At 64.7% G+C, this 16251-nt stretch carries 10 protein-coding genes; 5 read left to right on the top strand and 5 right to left on the bottom strand.

Features of this window, described 5'->3' with window-relative positions; all coding sequences use genetic code 11:
* Positions 1-42 precede the first annotated feature (42 nt).
* The 3 genes from infB to truB all read left to right on the top strand — a co-directional run bounded on the left by infB (position 43) and on the right by truB (position 4420).
* Positions 43-2961, top strand: a complete 2919-nt coding sequence (infB, locus tag FFI87_RS07545; protein ID WP_138847816.1) for a translation initiation factor IF-2 — start codon at positions 43-45, stop codon at positions 2959-2961.
* 114 nt (positions 2962-3075) lie between these two features.
* A complete protein-coding gene (rbfA, locus tag FFI87_RS07550) occupies positions 3076-3474 on the top strand; it encodes a 30S ribosome-binding factor RbfA (protein WP_006752288.1) in 399 nt (132 codons plus the stop codon).
* Positions 3475-3487: 13 nt separating this feature from the next.
* On the top strand, positions 3488-4420 hold the full coding sequence (gene truB / locus FFI87_RS07555) for a tRNA pseudouridine(55) synthase TruB (protein ID WP_012363742.1): 933 nt from the start codon (positions 3488-3490) through the stop codon (positions 4418-4420).
* A 102-nt stretch (positions 4421-4522) separates the two neighbouring features.
* Here the strand turns inward: truB and FFI87_RS07560 are convergent, their stop codons facing one another.
* The 4 genes from FFI87_RS07560 to FFI87_RS07575 form a co-directional block, all read right to left on the bottom strand.
* The gene (locus FFI87_RS07560; RefSeq protein WP_012363743.1) at positions 4523-6082 is read right to left on the bottom strand and encodes a DHA2 family efflux MFS transporter permease subunit; all 1560 of its coding nucleotides are present in this window, start codon (positions 6080-6082) and stop codon (positions 4523-4525) included.
* A 28-nt stretch (positions 6083-6110) separates the two neighbouring features.
* Positions 6111-7328 carry an efflux RND transporter periplasmic adaptor subunit gene (locus tag FFI87_RS07565; protein ID WP_012363744.1) on the bottom strand — a complete coding sequence of 406 codons (1218 nt, stop codon included), beginning with the start codon at positions 7326-7328 and terminating at the stop codon, positions 6111-6113.
* 52 nt (positions 7329-7380) lie between these two features.
* A complete protein-coding gene (locus tag FFI87_RS07570) occupies positions 7381-8877 on the bottom strand; it encodes an efflux transporter outer membrane subunit (protein WP_138847815.1) in 1497 nt (498 codons plus the stop codon).
* Positions 8878-8961: 84 nt separating this feature from the next.
* A complete protein-coding gene (locus FFI87_RS07575) occupies positions 8962-9456 on the bottom strand; it encodes a MarR family winged helix-turn-helix transcriptional regulator (protein WP_138847814.1) in 495 nt (164 codons plus the stop codon).
* Positions 9457-9777: 321 nt separating this feature from the next.
* Here FFI87_RS07575 and typA point away from each other — a divergent pair, with 321 nt between their 5' ends.
* Positions 9778-11604 carry a translational GTPase TypA gene (typA, locus tag FFI87_RS07580; protein WP_006752282.1) on the top strand — a complete coding sequence of 609 codons (1827 nt, stop codon included), beginning with the start codon at positions 9778-9780 and terminating at the stop codon, positions 11602-11604.
* 59 nt (positions 11605-11663) lie between these two features.
* Here typA and FFI87_RS07585 read toward each other — a convergent pair whose 3' ends face one another.
* On the bottom strand, positions 11664-12989 hold the full coding sequence (locus tag FFI87_RS07585) for an IS4 family transposase (protein WP_138847259.1): 1326 nt from the start codon (positions 12987-12989) through the stop codon (positions 11664-11666).
* A gap of 373 nt (positions 12990-13362) precedes the next feature.
* On the opposite strand from FFI87_RS07585, the gene FFI87_RS07590 reads away from it, so the two are divergent.
* Positions 13363-16227 (top strand): 2-oxoglutarate dehydrogenase E1 component, encoded by a 2865-nt coding sequence (locus FFI87_RS07590; protein ID WP_012363747.1) that lies wholly within the window; start codon positions 13363-13365, stop codon positions 16225-16227.
* The last annotated feature ends 24 nt before the right edge of the window (positions 16228-16251 follow it).

The raw sequence follows: 16251 nt of genomic DNA on the forward strand, positions 1-16251 counted from the left end.
ATGCTAACCGCAAGGAATCGGTCCTTGCACTAAGAGGAATGAATGGCGAGTAACAACGTAGCCCAATTTGCCGCGGAACTGAAAATGCCTGCTGGTGTGCTGCTCGAACAGCTGCAGGCAGCGGGCGTCCAGAAAGCGAGTGAAGACGATGCGCTGTCCGAGGCGGACAAGGCGCGTCTGCTCGATCATTTGCGCAAGTCGCACGGCGCAACCGACGGCGACAAGCGCAAGATCACGCTGACCCGCAAGCATACGTCGGAGATCAAGCAATCTGACGCGACGGGCAAGGCTCGCACCATTCAGGTCGAGGTCCGCAAGAAGCGTACGTTCGTCAAGCGCGACGACGTGGCCGAAGGTGCGGAACAGGGTCAGGCACAGGTCGCCGAAGCGGACGACGATGCGGAACTGAAGCGTCGCGAGGAAGAAGCGCGCCGCGAGGCCGAACTGCTCGAGAAGCAGGCGCAGGAACTGCGCGAGCGCCAGGAACGCCTCGAGCGCGAGGAAGCCGAGCGCCGCGCCCGCGAGGAAGCGGCCGAAGCCGAGCGCCGTCGTGCCGAGGAAGAAGCGGCAGCGAAGCGTGCCGCGGCTGCAGCCGTAGAGGCACAGCAGGCTGCTGCCCAGCAGGCCGCCGAGGCTCAGCAGGAAACGGCCGGTGCGCAGTCCGCGCAGGACGAAGCACGCGCGGCCGCCGAACGGGCGGCCCAGCGCGAAGCGGCGAAGAAGGCCGAGGACGCTGCCCGCGAGGCGGCGGACAAGACGCGCGCCGAGCAGGAAGAGATTCGCAAGCGTCGCGAGGCGGCCGAGGCCGAAGCGCGCGCGATCCGCGAAATGATGAACACGCCCCGCAAGGCCGTGGTCAAGGCAGTCGAGCCGCCGAAGCCGGTGGAACCGCCGAAGCCGGTCGAAGCGAAGGGCACGCTGCACAAGCCGGCAAAGCCGGCGGGCGCAAGCGCGGCACGTCCGGCCGTGAAGAAGCCGGCCGGCGCAGCGCCGGCGACCACGCAGGCACCGGCAGGTGCGGGCGACCGCAACAAGAAGCCGGGTGGCGGCAAGGGCGGCTGGCAGGACGACGCAGCCAAGCGCCGCGGCATCAAGACGCGCGGCGATTCGAGCGGCGGCGTCGACCGCGGTTGGCGCGGCGGCCCGAAGGGCCGTGGCCGTCACCAGGACAGCGCATCGACGTTCCAGGCACCGACCGAACCGATCGTACGTGAAGTGCACGTGCCGGAAACCGTCTCGGTTGCCGATCTCGCGCACAAGATGTCGATCAAGGCCTCGGAAGTCATCAAGGTGATGATGAAGATGGGCCAGATGGTCACGATCAACCAGGTGCTGGACCAGGAAACGGCGATGATCGTCGTCGAGGAACTGGGCCACCGCGCGGTTGCCGCGAAGCTGGACGATCCGGAAGCGCTGCTGGTCGAAGGCGAGGCCACCACCGATGCGGAGCAGCTGCCGCGTCCGCCGGTCGTCACCGTGATGGGCCACGTCGACCACGGCAAGACCTCGCTGCTCGACCACATCCGCCGCGCGAAGGTTGCAGCGGGCGAAGCGGGCGGCATTACGCAGCACATCGGCGCATACCACGTCGAAACGCCGCGCGGCGTCATCACGTTCCTCGATACGCCGGGTCACGAGGCGTTCACGGCAATGCGTGCACGCGGCGCGAAGGCGACCGACATCGTGGTGCTGGTGGTGGCTGCCGACGACGGCGTGATGCCGCAGACGAAGGAAGCCATCGCTCACGCGAAGGCGGGTGGCGTGCCGATCGTCGTGGCGATCAACAAGATCGACAAGCCGGAAGCGAACCCGGACCGCGTCAAGCAGGAACTGGTCGCGGAAGGCGTCGTGCCGGAAGAATACGGTGGCGATTCGCCGTTCGTGCCGGTGTCGGCGAAGACGGGCGTCGGTATCGACGACCTGCTCGAGAACGTGCTGCTGCAGGCCGAAGTGCTGGAACTGAAGGCACCGATCGAGGCGCCGGCCAAGGGCATCGTGATCGAAGCGAAGCTGGACAAGGGCAAGGGCCCGGTCGCGACGATCCTGGTGCAGTCGGGTACGCTGAACCGCGGCGACGTCGTGCTCGCAGGCTCGGCTTATGGCCGCGTGCGTGCGATGCTCGACGAGAACGGCAAGCCGACGAAGGAAGCCGGCCCGTCGATCCCGGTCGAAATCCAGGGTCTGTCGGAAGTGCCGGGTGCCGGTGAGGAAGTGATCGTTCTGCCGGACGAGCGCAAGGCGCGCGAAATCGCGCTGTTCCGCCAGGGCAAGTTCCGCGACGTCAAGCTGGCGAAGCAGCAGGCCGCGAAGCTGGAAAGCATGCTCGAGCAGATGGGCGAAGGCGAAGTGCAGAACCTGCCGCTCATCATCAAGGCGGACGTGCAGGGCTCGCAGGAAGCGCTCGTGCAGTCGCTGCTCAAGCTGTCGACCGACGAAGTGCGCGTGCAGATCGTGCACAGCGCGGTGGGTGGCATCAGCGAAAACGACGTCAACCTCGCGACGGCATCGAAGGCGGTCATCATCGGCTTCAACACGCGTGCGGATGCACAGGCGCGCAAGCTGGCCGAATCGAACGGTATCGACATCCGCTACTACAACATCATCTACGACGCAGTGGATGAGGTGAAGGCCGCGATGTCGGGCATGCTGGCGCCGGAGAAGCGCGAAGTCATCACCGGTATGGTCGAGGTACGCCAGGTGTTCAAGGTGCCGAAGATCGGCACGGTCGCCGGCTGTATGGTCACGGACGGTATCGTCAAGCGCTCGTCGTCGGTGCGCGTACTGCGCAACAACGTCGTGATCTTCACGGGCGAACTCGAATCGCTGAAGCGCTTCAAGGACGACGTGAAGGAAGTGAAGCAAGGCTTCGAGTGCGGTATGTCGGTGAAGAACTTCAACGACGTCATCGAAGGCGACCAGTTCGAAGTCTTCGAAGTGACCGAAGTCGCGCGTACGCTGTAATCGTCGCGTATCGGCTCGTGGGCGGGGCAGGCTTGTGGGCCTGTCCCGCCCATTTTCATGGCGGCGCGCCCGACGGCGGCCGCATTATCCTGATAAACGAATCAGGGATGGATCATGTCCAGGAAACGTACTTCCCCCAATCGCAACGTTCAGATCGCCGACCAGATTCAGCGCGATCTGTCCGAACTCATCATGCGCGAGGTCAAAGACCCGCGTATCGGTATCGTGACCATCCAGAGCGTGGAGCTCACGCCGGACTACGCGCACGCGAAGATCTATTTCACGGCGCTCACCGGCGATCCGGACAAGACGCAGGAAGCGCTGAACCACGCGTCGGGTCACCTTCACAACCTGCTGTTCAAGCGCCTGCATATTCATACGGTGCCGACGCTGCATTTCCATTACGACCAGACGATCGAGAAGGCCGTGGAAATGTCGCGGCTGATCAAGGAGGCCAACTCGACGCGCGCGAAGGACGACGACGAAGCCGACGCGCCCGCGAAGGACGATTGAGCGCGCGCGCCCTATGACGAATGCAGCCCCCCAGCGTCCGCGCGTGCCCCGGCGCGCACTGGACGGCGTCCTCCTGCTCGACAAGCCGGTCGGCCTATCGAGCAACGACGCCCTGATTCGCGCGAAGCGCCTGCTTCTCGCGAAGAAAGCCGGTCACACCGGCACGCTAGATCCGCTGGCCTCGGGCCTGTTGCCGCTGTGCTTCGGCGAGGCGACGAAGTTCTCGCAGGACTTGCTGGAAGCGGACAAGACCTACGAAGCGACGATGCGTCTCGGCGTGCGCACAACCACCGGCGACGCGGAAGGCGACGTGCTCGACACACGCGCGGTCGAATGCGACCGCGCGGCGGTGGAAGCCGCACTCGTGCGCTTTACCGGCGAGATCGTGCAGGTGCCGCCGATGTATTCGGCGCTCAAGCGCGACGGCAAGCCGCTGTACGAATATGCGCGCGCGGGCCAGACCGTCGAACGGGAAGGCCGCAACGTGACGATTCATGTACTCGACCTGCTGGCCTGCGAGCTGCCGGACGTGACGTTTCGCGTGACCTGCAGCAAGGGCACGTATGTGCGTACGCTGGCCGAAGATATCGGCGAAGCGCTCGGTTGCGGCGCGCATCTGACGATGTTGCGTCGTACGGGTGTCGGTGCGCTGACGCTCGAGCATGCGGTGACGCTCGACGCGCTGTCCGACGCCAACGAAGCGGCGCGCGATGCGTGGCTTCAGCCGGTCGACGCGCTGCTGTCGACGTTTCCGCTGGTGCGTCTCGACGAAGCCGGCGCGAAGCGGTTCCTGCATGGTCAGCGCTTGCCGCTGTCGGCGCTCGATCCGATCGATGCGGCGGAGGGCGAGCGTGTGCGCGTGTACGATGCGGCACGGCTGCTCGGCGTGGCGCGCAAGGCCAACGGCGTGCTCGCACCCGAACGCCTGGTCGTGACGGCTGCGTGATGCGCGGCGCGCAAGCGCCGCCGTCGGAATAAAAAAATAGCCCGGTCGGAGTCGACCGGGCTATTTTGTTTGGCGCGCTCGTTCGAGCGCGGTGCTCAATGTTCAGTGCGCAGCCGACGCCGCCGCGCCCGCATCGCCGCCGCCCGCGCGCTCGGGCTTCGTGATCCAGATCAGTCCGATCAGCAGCACGAAGATCGCCGCCGAGATATAGAACAGATCGTTCACGCCCAGTTGCGCGGCCTGCTGCGTGGCCATGTTGTTGATGAGGCCGTGCGCCTGGTTCTGTGTCAGCCCCAGGTTGCCCATCTGCGTGACGGCCTGGTTGAACGTCGGGTTGTACGGGTTCGCCTGCTCGACCAGTTGAGCGTGGTGGAAGTTGTTCCGGTGATCCCACGCGGTCTGGAAGATCGACGTGCCGATGCCGCCGCACATGATCCGCACGAAGTTCGACAGGCCGGATGCGGCAGGAATGCGATGGCCGGGCAGGCCGGACAGCGTGATCGACACGAGCGGGATGAAGAAGCCGGCCATCGCAATGCCTTGCACGAGCGTCGGCAGCGTCAGTGACCACTCGTCGACGCCGGTCGTATAGCGCGAGCGCATCCAGAAGCACAGCGCGAACGTCAGGAATGCGGCGGTCGCGATGTAGCGCGGGTCCGTGCGCGGCAGGAACTTGCCGGTCAGCGGCGACAGCAGGATCGCGAACAGCCCGACGGGCGCCATCACGAGACCCGCATCGGTGGCCGTGTAGCCGATCTGCGTCTGCAGCCACAGCGGCAGCAGCACGAGGTTGCCGAAGTAGAGCCCGTAGCCGACCGCGAGCGCGATCGTGCCGCCCGTGAAATTGCGCATCCGGAACAGCGACAGGTCGACGACCGGATGTTCGGCGGTCAGCTCCCAGATCACGAAGAACGCGAACGAAATGACCGCGATCAGCGCGAGCGCGATGATCGTCGTCGACGCGAACCAGTCGAGATCCTTGCCCTTGTCGAGCATGATCTGCAGCGAACCGACCCAAAGCACGAGCAGCGCGAGGCCGACGCCGTCGATCGGCGCGCGGCGCACCGTCGATTCGCGCGTGCGATAGATCGACCACGTGGCCAGCGCGGCGGCGATGCCGACCGGGATGTTCACGTAGAAAATCCACGGCCACGAATAGTTGTCGGAGATCCAGCCGCCGAGGATCGGGCCGGCGACCGGTGCGATCAGCGTCGTCATCGACCACAGCGCGAGCGCCATCGGCGCCTTCGCGCGCGGGTAGCTCGACAGCAGCAGCGATTGCGACAGCGGAATCATCGGGCCCGCTACCGCGCCCTGGAGCACGCGCGACGCGAGCAGGAACGGCAGGCTCGGCGCCAGCCCGCACATCCACGACGAGATGACGAACAGGATGATCGACGCGAGGAACAGGCGAACCTGTCCGAAGCGATCGGTCAGCCAGCCCGTCAGCGGCACGGAGATCGCGTTCGCGACCGCGAACGACGTGATGACCCACGTACCCTGGTCGGACGATACGCCGAGGTCGCCCGAGATGGTCGGGATCGCGACGTTCGCGATGGACGTGTCGAGCACGTTCATGAACACCGCGAGCGATACCGCGATCGTCCCGAGCACGAGTTGCCCGCCCTGCAGGGGCGGGTGGGAGACTGGAGCCTGTGCCATGTCGGTAGTTTTTCCGGAGTCGGAGTCGTTACATCATCTTGGCGGCGCCGCTCGCCTTCGCGGCGGCCGGTGCCGGCGCGTTGCCGCCCGCGTTCTCGGCGATGATGCGTGCGATTTCGGCGTCGGCTTCATCGCCGTACTTCGCGAACACATTGGTCTCGTAGACGGTGTTCTGCGCGTTGGCGAGCTGGTCGCCGCGCTCGTCCTTGATGTTGACGTCGACCTGCATCGACAGGCCGATGCGCAGCGGGTGCTTCTCGAGCTCCTTCGGATCGATCTCGATACGCACCGGCAGGCGTTGCACGACCTTGATCCAGTTGCCCGTCGCGTTCTGCGCCGGCAGCAGCGAGAACGCCGAGCCCGTCCCGGCCGAGAAGCCGACGACCTTGCCGTGGTAGACCGCCGACGAGCCGTAGATGTCGGCCGTCAGCTCGACCGGCTGTCCGATGCGCATGTGCTTGAGCTGGACTTCCTTGAAGTTCGCGTCGACCCACACCGCATTCAGCGGCACGACCGACATCAGCGGGTTGCCCGGCGACACGCGCTGGCCGACCTGCACCGAGCGCTTCGCGACATAGCCGGTGACCGGCGCGGGCAGCACGTTACGCGCGTTCGCGAGGTACGCGTCGCGCACCTTCGCCGCAGCAGCCATCACGTTCGGGTGCGACGCGATCGTCGTGTTCGCCGTCAGCGCGCGGTTCGATGCGAGCTGCTGTTGCGCCGCGTCGACCGACGCCTGGGCGGCGCGCACCGCGTCGCGTGCGTGGGAGATTTCTTCCTGCGACACGGCGCCCGTCTGCGCGACGGCCACGCGGCGGCGCAGGTCGTCCTGCGCCTTCGACAGGTCGGACTGGCGCAGCGCGACTTGCGCACGGTATTGATCGTCGTTGACGAACAGGCCGCGCACCTGGCGCACCGTCTGCGCGAGGTTGGCCTCGGCCTGCTGCAGCGCGACCTGCGAGTCGGCCGGATCGAGCACGACCAGCGGGTCGCCGGCCTTGACCGTCTGCGTATCGTCGGCCTTCACGGCGATCACGGTACCCGTGATCTGCGGCGTGATCTGCACGACGTTGCCGTTTACGTACGCGTCGTCGGTCTCTTCATGGAAGCGCGCGACGAGGAAGTAGTACAGGCCGTACGCGATGGCCGCGATCACGATGACCGCGATCAGCAGCGTCATCATCCGTTTGCGCTTCCCGTTGTTCTGCGGCTGTGCGCTGGCGGCGTTTTGTTGAGGGTCGCTCATGGCGATTTTCTCCGTCCGTTATTTCGAGTGTCTGCGTAGTGGTGGCGCCGGATCAGTTGGCGGCCTGTTTCGTCGGCTTGTCTGCGTCGGGCGCGGCGAGGCGCGTGCCGGTCGCGTCGAACCCGCCGCCGAGCGCCTTGATCAGCGCGAGCTGCATGTCGCGCCGGCGCATCTTCAGGTTGGTCACCGTCTGTTCCGATGCGAGGCGGTTGCTGTCCGCGGTCAGCACCTGGAGCTGGGGCGACAGGCCGGCCTTGTAGCGGATCACGGCGAGGTCGTACGCACGCGTCGACGCGTCGAGCGCACGCTGCGCGTCGTCCATCTGGCGATCGACCGCGCGGATCGACGCGACCTGCGTCGCGACGTCGTTCAGCGCGTTGATCAGCGTCTGGTTGTAGTTCGCGACCGACAGGTCGAAGTCCGCATAACGGCCCTTGAGCTGCGCGCGCAACGCGCCGGCATCGAAAATCGGCAGGTGGATGGCCGGGCCGAATTGCGCCTGGCGGCTCGCGAAATTCAGGAATTTGCCCCACCCGAACGCATCGAAGCCGAAGCCGGCCGCGAGGTTCACGTCCGGGAAGAACTCGGCCTTCGCTTCCTTCACGTCGTGCATCGCGGCCTCGACCTGCCAGCGCGCGGCGACGATGTCGGGGCGGCGCGACACGAGGTCGGCCGGCAGGTTGCCCGGCAGCGCGACGTCGCCGGCCGGGCTCATCACCGGCGCGGCGATCTGCAGCCCGCGGTCCGGACCCTTGCCGAGCAGCGCGGCGAGCTGGTAGCGCACGGTCGTGATCTGGCCGTCGAGGTCGGACAGCGACGCCTGGGTCGTCGCGATATTGCCTCGCGCGGTCTGGCGTTCGACGTTGGTGTCGAGGCCGGCCGACACGCGGCCGTCGGTGATCTTGCCGACCGTCTGGCGGTTGGTGATCTCGCGTTGCGCGATGTCGCGCAGCGCATACAGTTGCGCGAGCGAGTTGTAGGTGCGGGCGACCGACGCCGCGAGCGTGATGCGCGCCTGCTGCATGTCGGCTTCGGCGGCCTTTTCCTGCGACACGGCCGTGTGCAGGCGCTCGCGATTCTTGCCCCACAGGTCGAGATCCCACGACGCGCTCGCGAGCGCGTTGTTCTCGCTGTACCACTGGCCGCCGTACGGCGGCGGGAACAGCGCGTTCGACGAATACAGCTCGCGCGTCCACGAGTAGCTGGCTTCGGCCTTCGGCATCAGGTTCGAGCGCGACGATTCGATGTACGACGATGCTTTCGCGATGCGCGCCTGCGCCTGCGCGATCGACGGGCTGCCCTCGAGCGCCTCGTCGATCAGCTTCGGCAGCTGCGGATCGCCGAACTGGTTGGCCCAGTCGAGCGCCGGCCACTGGCCGCCCTGGGCCGGCAGGCTCTGGGCGGTGTCGAATTGCGACGCGGGAGCGATCTGCTTGTCGCTCTTGATGCCGATGTAGTTTGCGCAGCCCGCCAGCGCCAGCGCGGCAACTGCAGCGGCGACGGCGGCGCGGCACGACTTGGCGCGCACGGACAACGGGGTGGTTTTCATCGCGCTGTTCCCTGACTCGGAATGAATGATGGACACTGCAAGGATTTCCTTACATTAATCTGTCAAAATTAATTGTTATGGCAACTATTGCGGGGTGCCACCGCCGGCGTTCTCGCAATAGTTGCTGAGAATGCGGCGCAGCATGCTCTTGAGGAACCCGACTTCTTCCGGCGTAAATCCGCCGAGCAGCTCGTCGAGCACGCTGCGGAACACCGGCGGCAGCCGCTCGGCAAGCGCCCGGCCTTCGTCGGTCAGCTCGAGCCGAACGACCCGCCGATCCTCGATGCTGCGCACGCGGGACAGCAGCCCGCGCTTCTCGACGCGATCGAGCAGGCGCGTGACCGCGCTCGCGTCGATCCCGTATTCCCGCGCGAGTTCGGCGGCCGTCGAGCACTTGCCGACCGCGATCATGAACAGCATGCTCGCCTGCGTGCCGGTGATGCCGAGCTCTTCCTGCGTGCGTTGCGTGACGAGGTTGGTCATCACCGATTTCACGCGCGACATCAGATAACCGACGCTGTCGTTCATCTGATACGAGGACAGTGGCGAAACAGGCGGTTGGGAAGGAGAATCCGACATAAAACCCTGAGGCTGCAATAGTTGACTAGGCAGCAGTATAGGCACAATTGCTTGCCGCGGCAAATGTTAATCGAACGGGCGAGGGCGCGCTCCGCGCCCCCCAATCCCCTTGTCGCTGTCAGGGTCTTCGGTGTACCGCCGGGCTCGTCGATCCGGAGCGGGCAGCCGCAGCGCCGGTGGTTTGTTGCGCTGCAACGAACACTCCGGCTCCCGCCACGCTCACGTGCTATAATTTGTGGTTTCCAAGCTGCAACGCGCGCGCACGTGTCCCACGGACTGACGAGCGTGCGCGTTTGCGCGTTCAACGATTTCCAGGTTTCTATGACCCGCGCCCTTCGCAATATCGCCATCATCGCCCACGTCGACCACGGCAAGACCACGCTCGTCGACCAACTGCTCCGCCAGTCCGGCACCTTCCGCGAGAACCAGCAGATTGCCGAACGGGTGATGGACTCGAACGACATCGAAAAAGAGCGCGGGATCACGATTCTCGCGAAGAACTGCGCGGTCGAATACGAAGGCACGCACATCAACATCGTCGACACGCCGGGGCACGCGGACTTCGGCGGCGAAGTGGAGCGCGTGCTGTCGATGGTCGACTCGGTGCTGCTGCTGGTCGACGCGGTCGAAGGCCCGATGCCGCAGACCCGCTTCGTCACGAAGAAGGCGCTCGCGCTCGGCCTGAAGCCGATCGTCATCGTCAACAAGATCGATCGTCCGGGTGCGCGGATCGACTGGGTCATCAACCAGACCTTCGACCTGTTCGACAAGCTGGGCGCGACCGAAGAGCAGCTTGACTTCCCGATCGTCTACGCATCGGGCCTGAACGGCTATGCGTCGCTCGACCCGGCCGCGCGCGAGGGCGACATGCGCCCGCTGTTCGAGGCGGTCCTCCAGCACGTGCCGGTCCGTCCGGCCGATCCGGACGCGCCGCTGCAGCTGCAGATCACGTCGCTCGACTATTCGACGTACGTCGGCCGGATCGGCGTCGGCCGCATCACGCGCGGCCGCATCAAGCCGGGTCAGCCGGTCGCGATGCGCTTCGGCCCGGAAGGCGATGTGCTGAACCGCAAGATCAACCAGGTGCTGTCGTTCACGGGCCTCGAGCGCGTGCAGGTCGACTCCGCCGAAGCAGGCGACATCGTGCTGATCAACGGTATTGAAGATGTCGGCATCGGCGCGACGATCTGCGCGGTGGATACGCCGGAAGCGCTGCCGATGATCACCGTCGACGAGCCGACGCTGACGATGAACTTCCTGGTCAACTCGTCGCCGCTGGCCGGTCGCGAAGGCAAGTTCGTCACGAGCCGCCAGATCCGCGATCGCCTGATGAAGGAACTGAACCACAACGTCGCGCTGCGCGTGAAGGACACGGGCGACGAAACGGTGTTCGAAGTGTCGGGCCGCGGCGAACTGCACCTGACGATTCTCGTCGAAAACATGCGCCGTGAAGGCTATGAGCTGGCCGTGTCGCGTCCGCGCGTCGTGATGCAGGAAATCGACGGCGTGCGCCACGAGCCGTACGAGTTGCTGACCGTCGACGTCGAAGACGAGCACCAGGGCGGCGTGATGGAAGAGCTTGGCCGCCGCAAGGGCGAAATGCTCGACATGGCGTCGGACGGCCGCGGCCGCACGCGTCTGGAATACAAGATCTCGGCGCGTGGCCTGATCGGCTTCCAGAGCGAATTCCTGACGCTCACGCGCGGCACGGGCCTGATGAGCCACATCTTCGACTCGTACGCACCGGTCAAGGACGGCTCGGTCTTCGAGCGCCGCAACGGCGTGCTGATCTCGCAAGACGACGGCGCGGCAGTGGCATACGCACTGTGGAAGCTGCAGGATCGCGGCCGCATGTTCGTGAAGCCGGGCGACGCGCTGTATGAGGGCATGATCATCGGCATCCACAGCCGCGACAACGACCTCGTCGTGAACCCGATCAAGGGCAAGCAGCTGACCAACGTGCGTGCGTCGGGTACCGACGAAGCCGTGCGTCTCGTGCCGCCGGTCCAGATGTCGCTCGAATACGCGGTCGAATTCATCGACGACGACGAGCTCGTCGAAGTGACGCCGCAGTCGATCCGCCTGCGCAAGCGCTTCCTGAAGGAGCACGAGCGTCGCCGCGCGAGCCGCGAAGGCGCGGTCGACTAAGCATCGATCGTTCCCGTGCATGACGAAAAAGGCTGCCTGCGGGCGGTAATGCCGTTCAGTTAAGGGACAGTGATGTGCCGAACGGCGTAACGCTTGGGGCGAGCTTTAACCACACGGGGGCATTCACGCCCCCGTTGTTTTTCCACGGTCTCGAACGCAAGGCGAGCGTGCAGGCGGTCGAGCCACGCCGGTATCTTGCCGAAGGCCGGGGTGACGGCAGCCCACATCATTTCGTGCTGAAAGACGTGCAATGCCCGTACGAAGCTGATGTCGGTCGGATCGAGTTTCGCCTGCCATGCGGCAGTGGCCATCTCGCGGCGAATCAGATTGTAGGCAATCAATGCGCCCCAGATCTCCTGATAGACCCCTTCGACGGTCCGGCTACGCAAGCTCAGCTCCGCACCGAGCATCGACTGCTTCAATTCTCGGTAGCTGGTTTCGATTTGCCAGCGGCGCCCATAGCAGGCGACGATATCGGCCGGTTTGAAGCGTTGGCGATCATCCAGCGAGGTCAGCAGCACGCGTTCGCGCCCGCGCGCATCGATGGTGCGAATCGCACGGACCTGCCAGAACTCCGGCAGTTCGGGAGATTGTTTGCGCGCCTGCGGGGACACGCGCATGCGTACTGTCGCATCGTCCGGCGTGCCGTCGATCACGTCCCATCGGGTATGGGATTTGGCCGGAATCAGGAAGTGGCGGTTGTGCCCATTCATCGTCAGGCCGCACAAGATCCGAGCGGCCAGAAAGCCCTTGTCGAATACCGTCAGTGAATTGTCCGGTATCTGCGGCAGCAGATCCTGGGCGTACACCATTTCGTTGGTGCCATAAGCGCCGAAGTTGATATCGGCCACCAGATGCGTCGGAATGGCAGTCAGCGTCACGGCCCGCACCTGCGGGTAACTGGCGACCTTGCCGCTGGCATAGCGTTGCGCGCCAAAGTGCTCACGATTGGCCGGGCTGTCGGCCGTGCGCAGCGTGGTGCCGTCCATCGCCCATAGACTCAATCCCTTGAATGCATGGCGTGCCGCGTCCTGCGTGGTCCACGCCCAGGCTGTCCGTTCGAACAGCCACGCCAGCGGCGCTTCGCCAATACGCTGGCGCGCCTGCGCCACGGCACTCTTGCTGACGAAGGGGACGACCTCGTTGGGCAGCGCCAGATCGAGACTGTCGAGTACCTCATTGATCGACCAGTGCCGGTACATGGCCAAGGCAATCACCAGCCAAACCACTTGTTCGGCCGGCAAGCGCCGACGGCGGATACTCGCGGTGCCCGTCGCCTCGATCGCATGCTCGATCCATTCTTGCGGCAAATGTTCCGCCAGCCGGCTCAGGTCCGGCGTGGGCTGTTGGGCTGCACTTAGATAGGTGAGGTGGCTGGAAAGCATCGCGCCAGAAGTTAACACCTCTGCGCACCGTTTACAACCACTCCTCCCAAAAACAAAAATGCCGTTCAGTCGCTTAACTGAACGGCATTAGCCTGCGGGCGGCCTTTTTCGCATCCGCGCGCGGTGCAACCGGAGCGGTTGCAAAACACTGTTCCCCAGTGTCGTGGCAATCGGTCAAAACCCCGTCGTACGGTGCTTCCGGGCGCCTCTCGCCGTGAACTTCGATATCGGTTCTGTGATATGCTGCGCGCACGCAAGTTTTAGGTCCTTCCAAGCAAGACTTGATTCGCAATCCGCTAAACGGTCAGGCCGTGTCGCGGAAGGTTGAGTAACCCGCTATTTCTCGAGAAGCTCGAAGAAAGGTGAGCGTAAAATGTCAGATGTAATGAAGCAGTTTCAGCTGAACTCCTATCTGTTCGGCGGCAATGCTTCGTACGTTGAAGAACTGTACGATGCATACCTCAACAATCCGGCATCGGTGCCGGAGAACTGGCGAGAGTATTTCGACGCGCTGCAGAACGTGCCTGCAACCGACGGCTCGACCGCCAATGACGTCGCTCATTTTCCGATCGTCGAATCGTTCGCCGAGCGTGCGAAGGCCAATGCCTTCATCCCGCGCGAAAGCACCAGCAATCTGGCGACCGCGCGCAAGCAGGTGCACGTCCAGTCCCTCATCAGCGCATATCGCTTCCTCGGCTCGCAATGGGCCAATCTGGATCCGCTGAAGCGTCGCGAACGTCCCGCCATTCCCGAGCTCGAACCCGCGTTCTACGACTTCTCCGAAGGCGACCTCGACCAGACCTACAGCGCAAGCAACCTGTATTTCGGTTTCGACCAGGCTTCGCTGCGCGACATCGTCAAGGGCTTGCGTGACACGTACTGCGGCACGATCGGCGCCGAGTACATGTACATCAGCGATCCGGAGCAGAAGCGCTGGTGGCAGGAGCGCCTGGAATCGACCCGCGCGACGCCGGCCTTCTCGGCCGACAAGAAGAAGCACATCCTGAATCGCCTGACGGCAGCGGAAGGCCTCGAGCGCTATCTGCACACCAAGTACGTCGGCCAGAAGCGCTTCTCGCTCGAAGGCGGCGAAAGCTTCATCGCGGCGATGGACGAAGTCGTCCAGCACGCAGGCAAGAGCGGCGTGCAGGAAATCATCATCGGCATGGCGCACCGTGGGCGTCTGAACGTGCTGGTCAACACGCTGGGCAAGATGCCGGCCGACCTGTTCGCCGAATTCGAAGGCAAGCACGTCGACGACCTGCCGGCCGGCGACGTGAAGTATCACAAGGGCTTCTCGTCGGACGTGTCGACCGAAGGCGGCCCGGTCCACCTGTCACTCGCGTTCAACCCGTCGCACCTCGAAATCGTGAACCCGGTGGTCGAAGGTTCCGCGAAGGCGCGGATGGACCGTCGCGGCGACGAAGACGGCCTGCAGGTGCTGCCGGTGCAGATCCACGGCGACGCGGCCTTCGCCGGCCAGGGCGTCGTGATGGAAACGCTGAACCTCGCGCAGACGCGCGGTTACGGCACGCACGGCACGCTGCACATCGTCATCAACAACCAGATCGGCTTCACGACGTCCGACCCGCGCGACGCGCGCTCGACGCTGTACTGTACCGACGTGGTCAAGATGATCGAGGCGCCGGTGCTGCACGTGAACGGCGATGATCCCGAAGCCGTCGTGCTCGCGATCCAGATCGCGATCGACTACCGGATGCAGTTCCACAAGGATGTCGTGATCGACATCGTCTGCTTCCGCAAGCTGGGTCACAACGAGCAGGACACGCCGGCGGTCACGCAGCCGCTGATGTACAAGAAGATCGCGCAGCACCCGGGCACCCGTGCGCTGTACGCCGAGAAGCTCGTGCAGCAGGGCGTGATCACCGCGGAAGACGCCGACAACTACGTGAAGGCGTACCGCAAGGCGATGGACGACGGCCACCACACCGTCGATCCGGTCCTGTCGAACTACAAGAGCAAGTACGCGGTCGACTGGGTTCCGTTCCTGAACCGCAAGTGGACGGATGCAGCCGATACGGCCGTGCCGCTCGCCGAACTGAAGCGCCTCGGCGAACGCATCACGACGGTCCCGGAAAACTTCAAGGTTCACCCGCTCGTCGAGCGCGTGATCAACGACCGCCGCAACATGGCGCGCGGCGACCAGCCGCTCGACTGGGGCATGGGCGAACACCTCGCATTCGCGTCGCTCGTCGCATCGGGCTACTCGGTGCGCCTGACGGGCCAGGACTCGGGCCGCGGTACGTTCACGCACCGTCACGCGGTGCTGCACGACCAGAACCGCGAGCGCTGGAACGACGGCACGTACGTGCCGCTGCAGAACATTGCCGAAGGTCAGGCGAAGTTCACGGTGATCGACTCGGTGCTGTCGGAAGAAGCGGTGCTGGGCTTCGAATACGGTTACTCGACCGCCGAGCCGAACACGCTCGTGCTGTGGGAAGCCCAGTTCGGCGACTTCGTCAACGGTGCGCAGGTCGTGATCGACCAGTTCATTTCGTCGGGCGAAGTGAAGTGGGGCCGCGTGTCGGGTCTCACGATGCTGCTGCCGCACGGCTACGAAGGCCAGGGTCCGGAACACTCGTCGACCCGTATCGAGCGTTTCCTGCAACTGTGTGCCGATCACAACATGCAGGTCGTTCAGCCGACGACGCCGGCGCAGATTTTCCACCTGCTGCGTCGCCAGATGATCCGCCTGTTCCGCAAGCCGCTGATCGTCGCCACGCCGAAGTCGCTGCTGCGCCACAAGGAAGCGGTGTCGGATCTGTCGGAACTCGCGAAGGGTTCGTTCCAGCCGGTGCTGGGCGAAACCGACGGCGGCATCGACGCGAAGAAGGTCAAGCGCGTGCTGGCATGCTCGGGCCGCGTGTATTACGACCTCGTCGCACATCGCCGCGAAGCGAAGGCGAACGACGTCGCGATCATCCGTATCGAGCAGCTGTATCCGTTCGCGCACAAGCAGTTCGAAGCCGAAATGAAGAAGTACGAGAACGCGACTGAAGTGGTCTGGGTGCAGGACGAGCCGCAGAACCAGGGCCCCTGGTTCTACGTCGAGCACCACCTGAAGGAAGGCATGAAGGAAGGACAGAAGCTGGCATACAGCGGCCGTCCGGCTTCGGCCTCGCCGGCGGTTGGCTACTACGCGAAGCACTACGAGCAGCAGAAGGCACTGATCGAAGGTGCGTTCGGCCGCCTGAAGAGCGCATCGATCGCGAAATAACCGACGGAAGCGAAACGGGAAGGC

It is taken from the genome of Burkholderia sp. KBS0801 (assembly GCF_005937855.2).
In the GTDB taxonomy this organism is placed as follows: domain Bacteria; phylum Pseudomonadota; class Gammaproteobacteria; order Burkholderiales; family Burkholderiaceae; genus Burkholderia; species Burkholderia ambifaria.

What these genes read in the sequence shown, in the direction of transcription:
- FFI87_RS07575 (WP_138847814.1), bottom strand. Translation starts at nt 9,456, where the DNA reads ATGTCGGATTCTCCTTCCCAACCGCCTGTTTCGCCACTGTCCTCGTAT.
- FFI87_RS07570 (WP_138847815.1), bottom strand. Translation starts at nt 8,877, where the DNA reads ATGAAAACCACCCCGTTGTCCGTGCGCGCCAAGTCGTGCCGCGCCGCC.
- infB (WP_138847816.1), top strand. Translation starts at nt 43, where the DNA reads ATGGCGAGTAACAACGTAGCCCAATTTGCCGCGGAACTGAAAATGCCT.
- FFI87_RS07560 (WP_012363743.1), bottom strand. Translation starts at nt 6,082, where the DNA reads ATGGCACAGGCTCCAGTCTCCCACCCGCCCCTGCAGGGCGGGCAACTC.
- FFI87_RS07590 (WP_012363747.1), top strand. Translation starts at nt 13,363, where the DNA reads ATGTCAGATGTAATGAAGCAGTTTCAGCTGAACTCCTATCTGTTCGGC.
- truB (WP_012363742.1), top strand. Translation starts at nt 3,488, where the DNA reads ATGACGAATGCAGCCCCCCAGCGTCCGCGCGTGCCCCGGCGCGCACTG.
- FFI87_RS07565 (WP_012363744.1), bottom strand. Translation starts at nt 7,328, where the DNA reads ATGAGCGACCCTCAACAAAACGCCGCCAGCGCACAGCCGCAGAACAAC.
- typA (WP_006752282.1), top strand. Translation starts at nt 9,778, where the DNA reads ATGACCCGCGCCCTTCGCAATATCGCCATCATCGCCCACGTCGACCAC.
- rbfA (WP_006752288.1), top strand. Translation starts at nt 3,076, where the DNA reads ATGTCCAGGAAACGTACTTCCCCCAATCGCAACGTTCAGATCGCCGAC.
- FFI87_RS07585 (WP_138847259.1), bottom strand. Translation starts at nt 12,989, where the DNA reads ATGCTTTCCAGCCACCTCACCTATCTAAGTGCAGCCCAACAGCCCACG.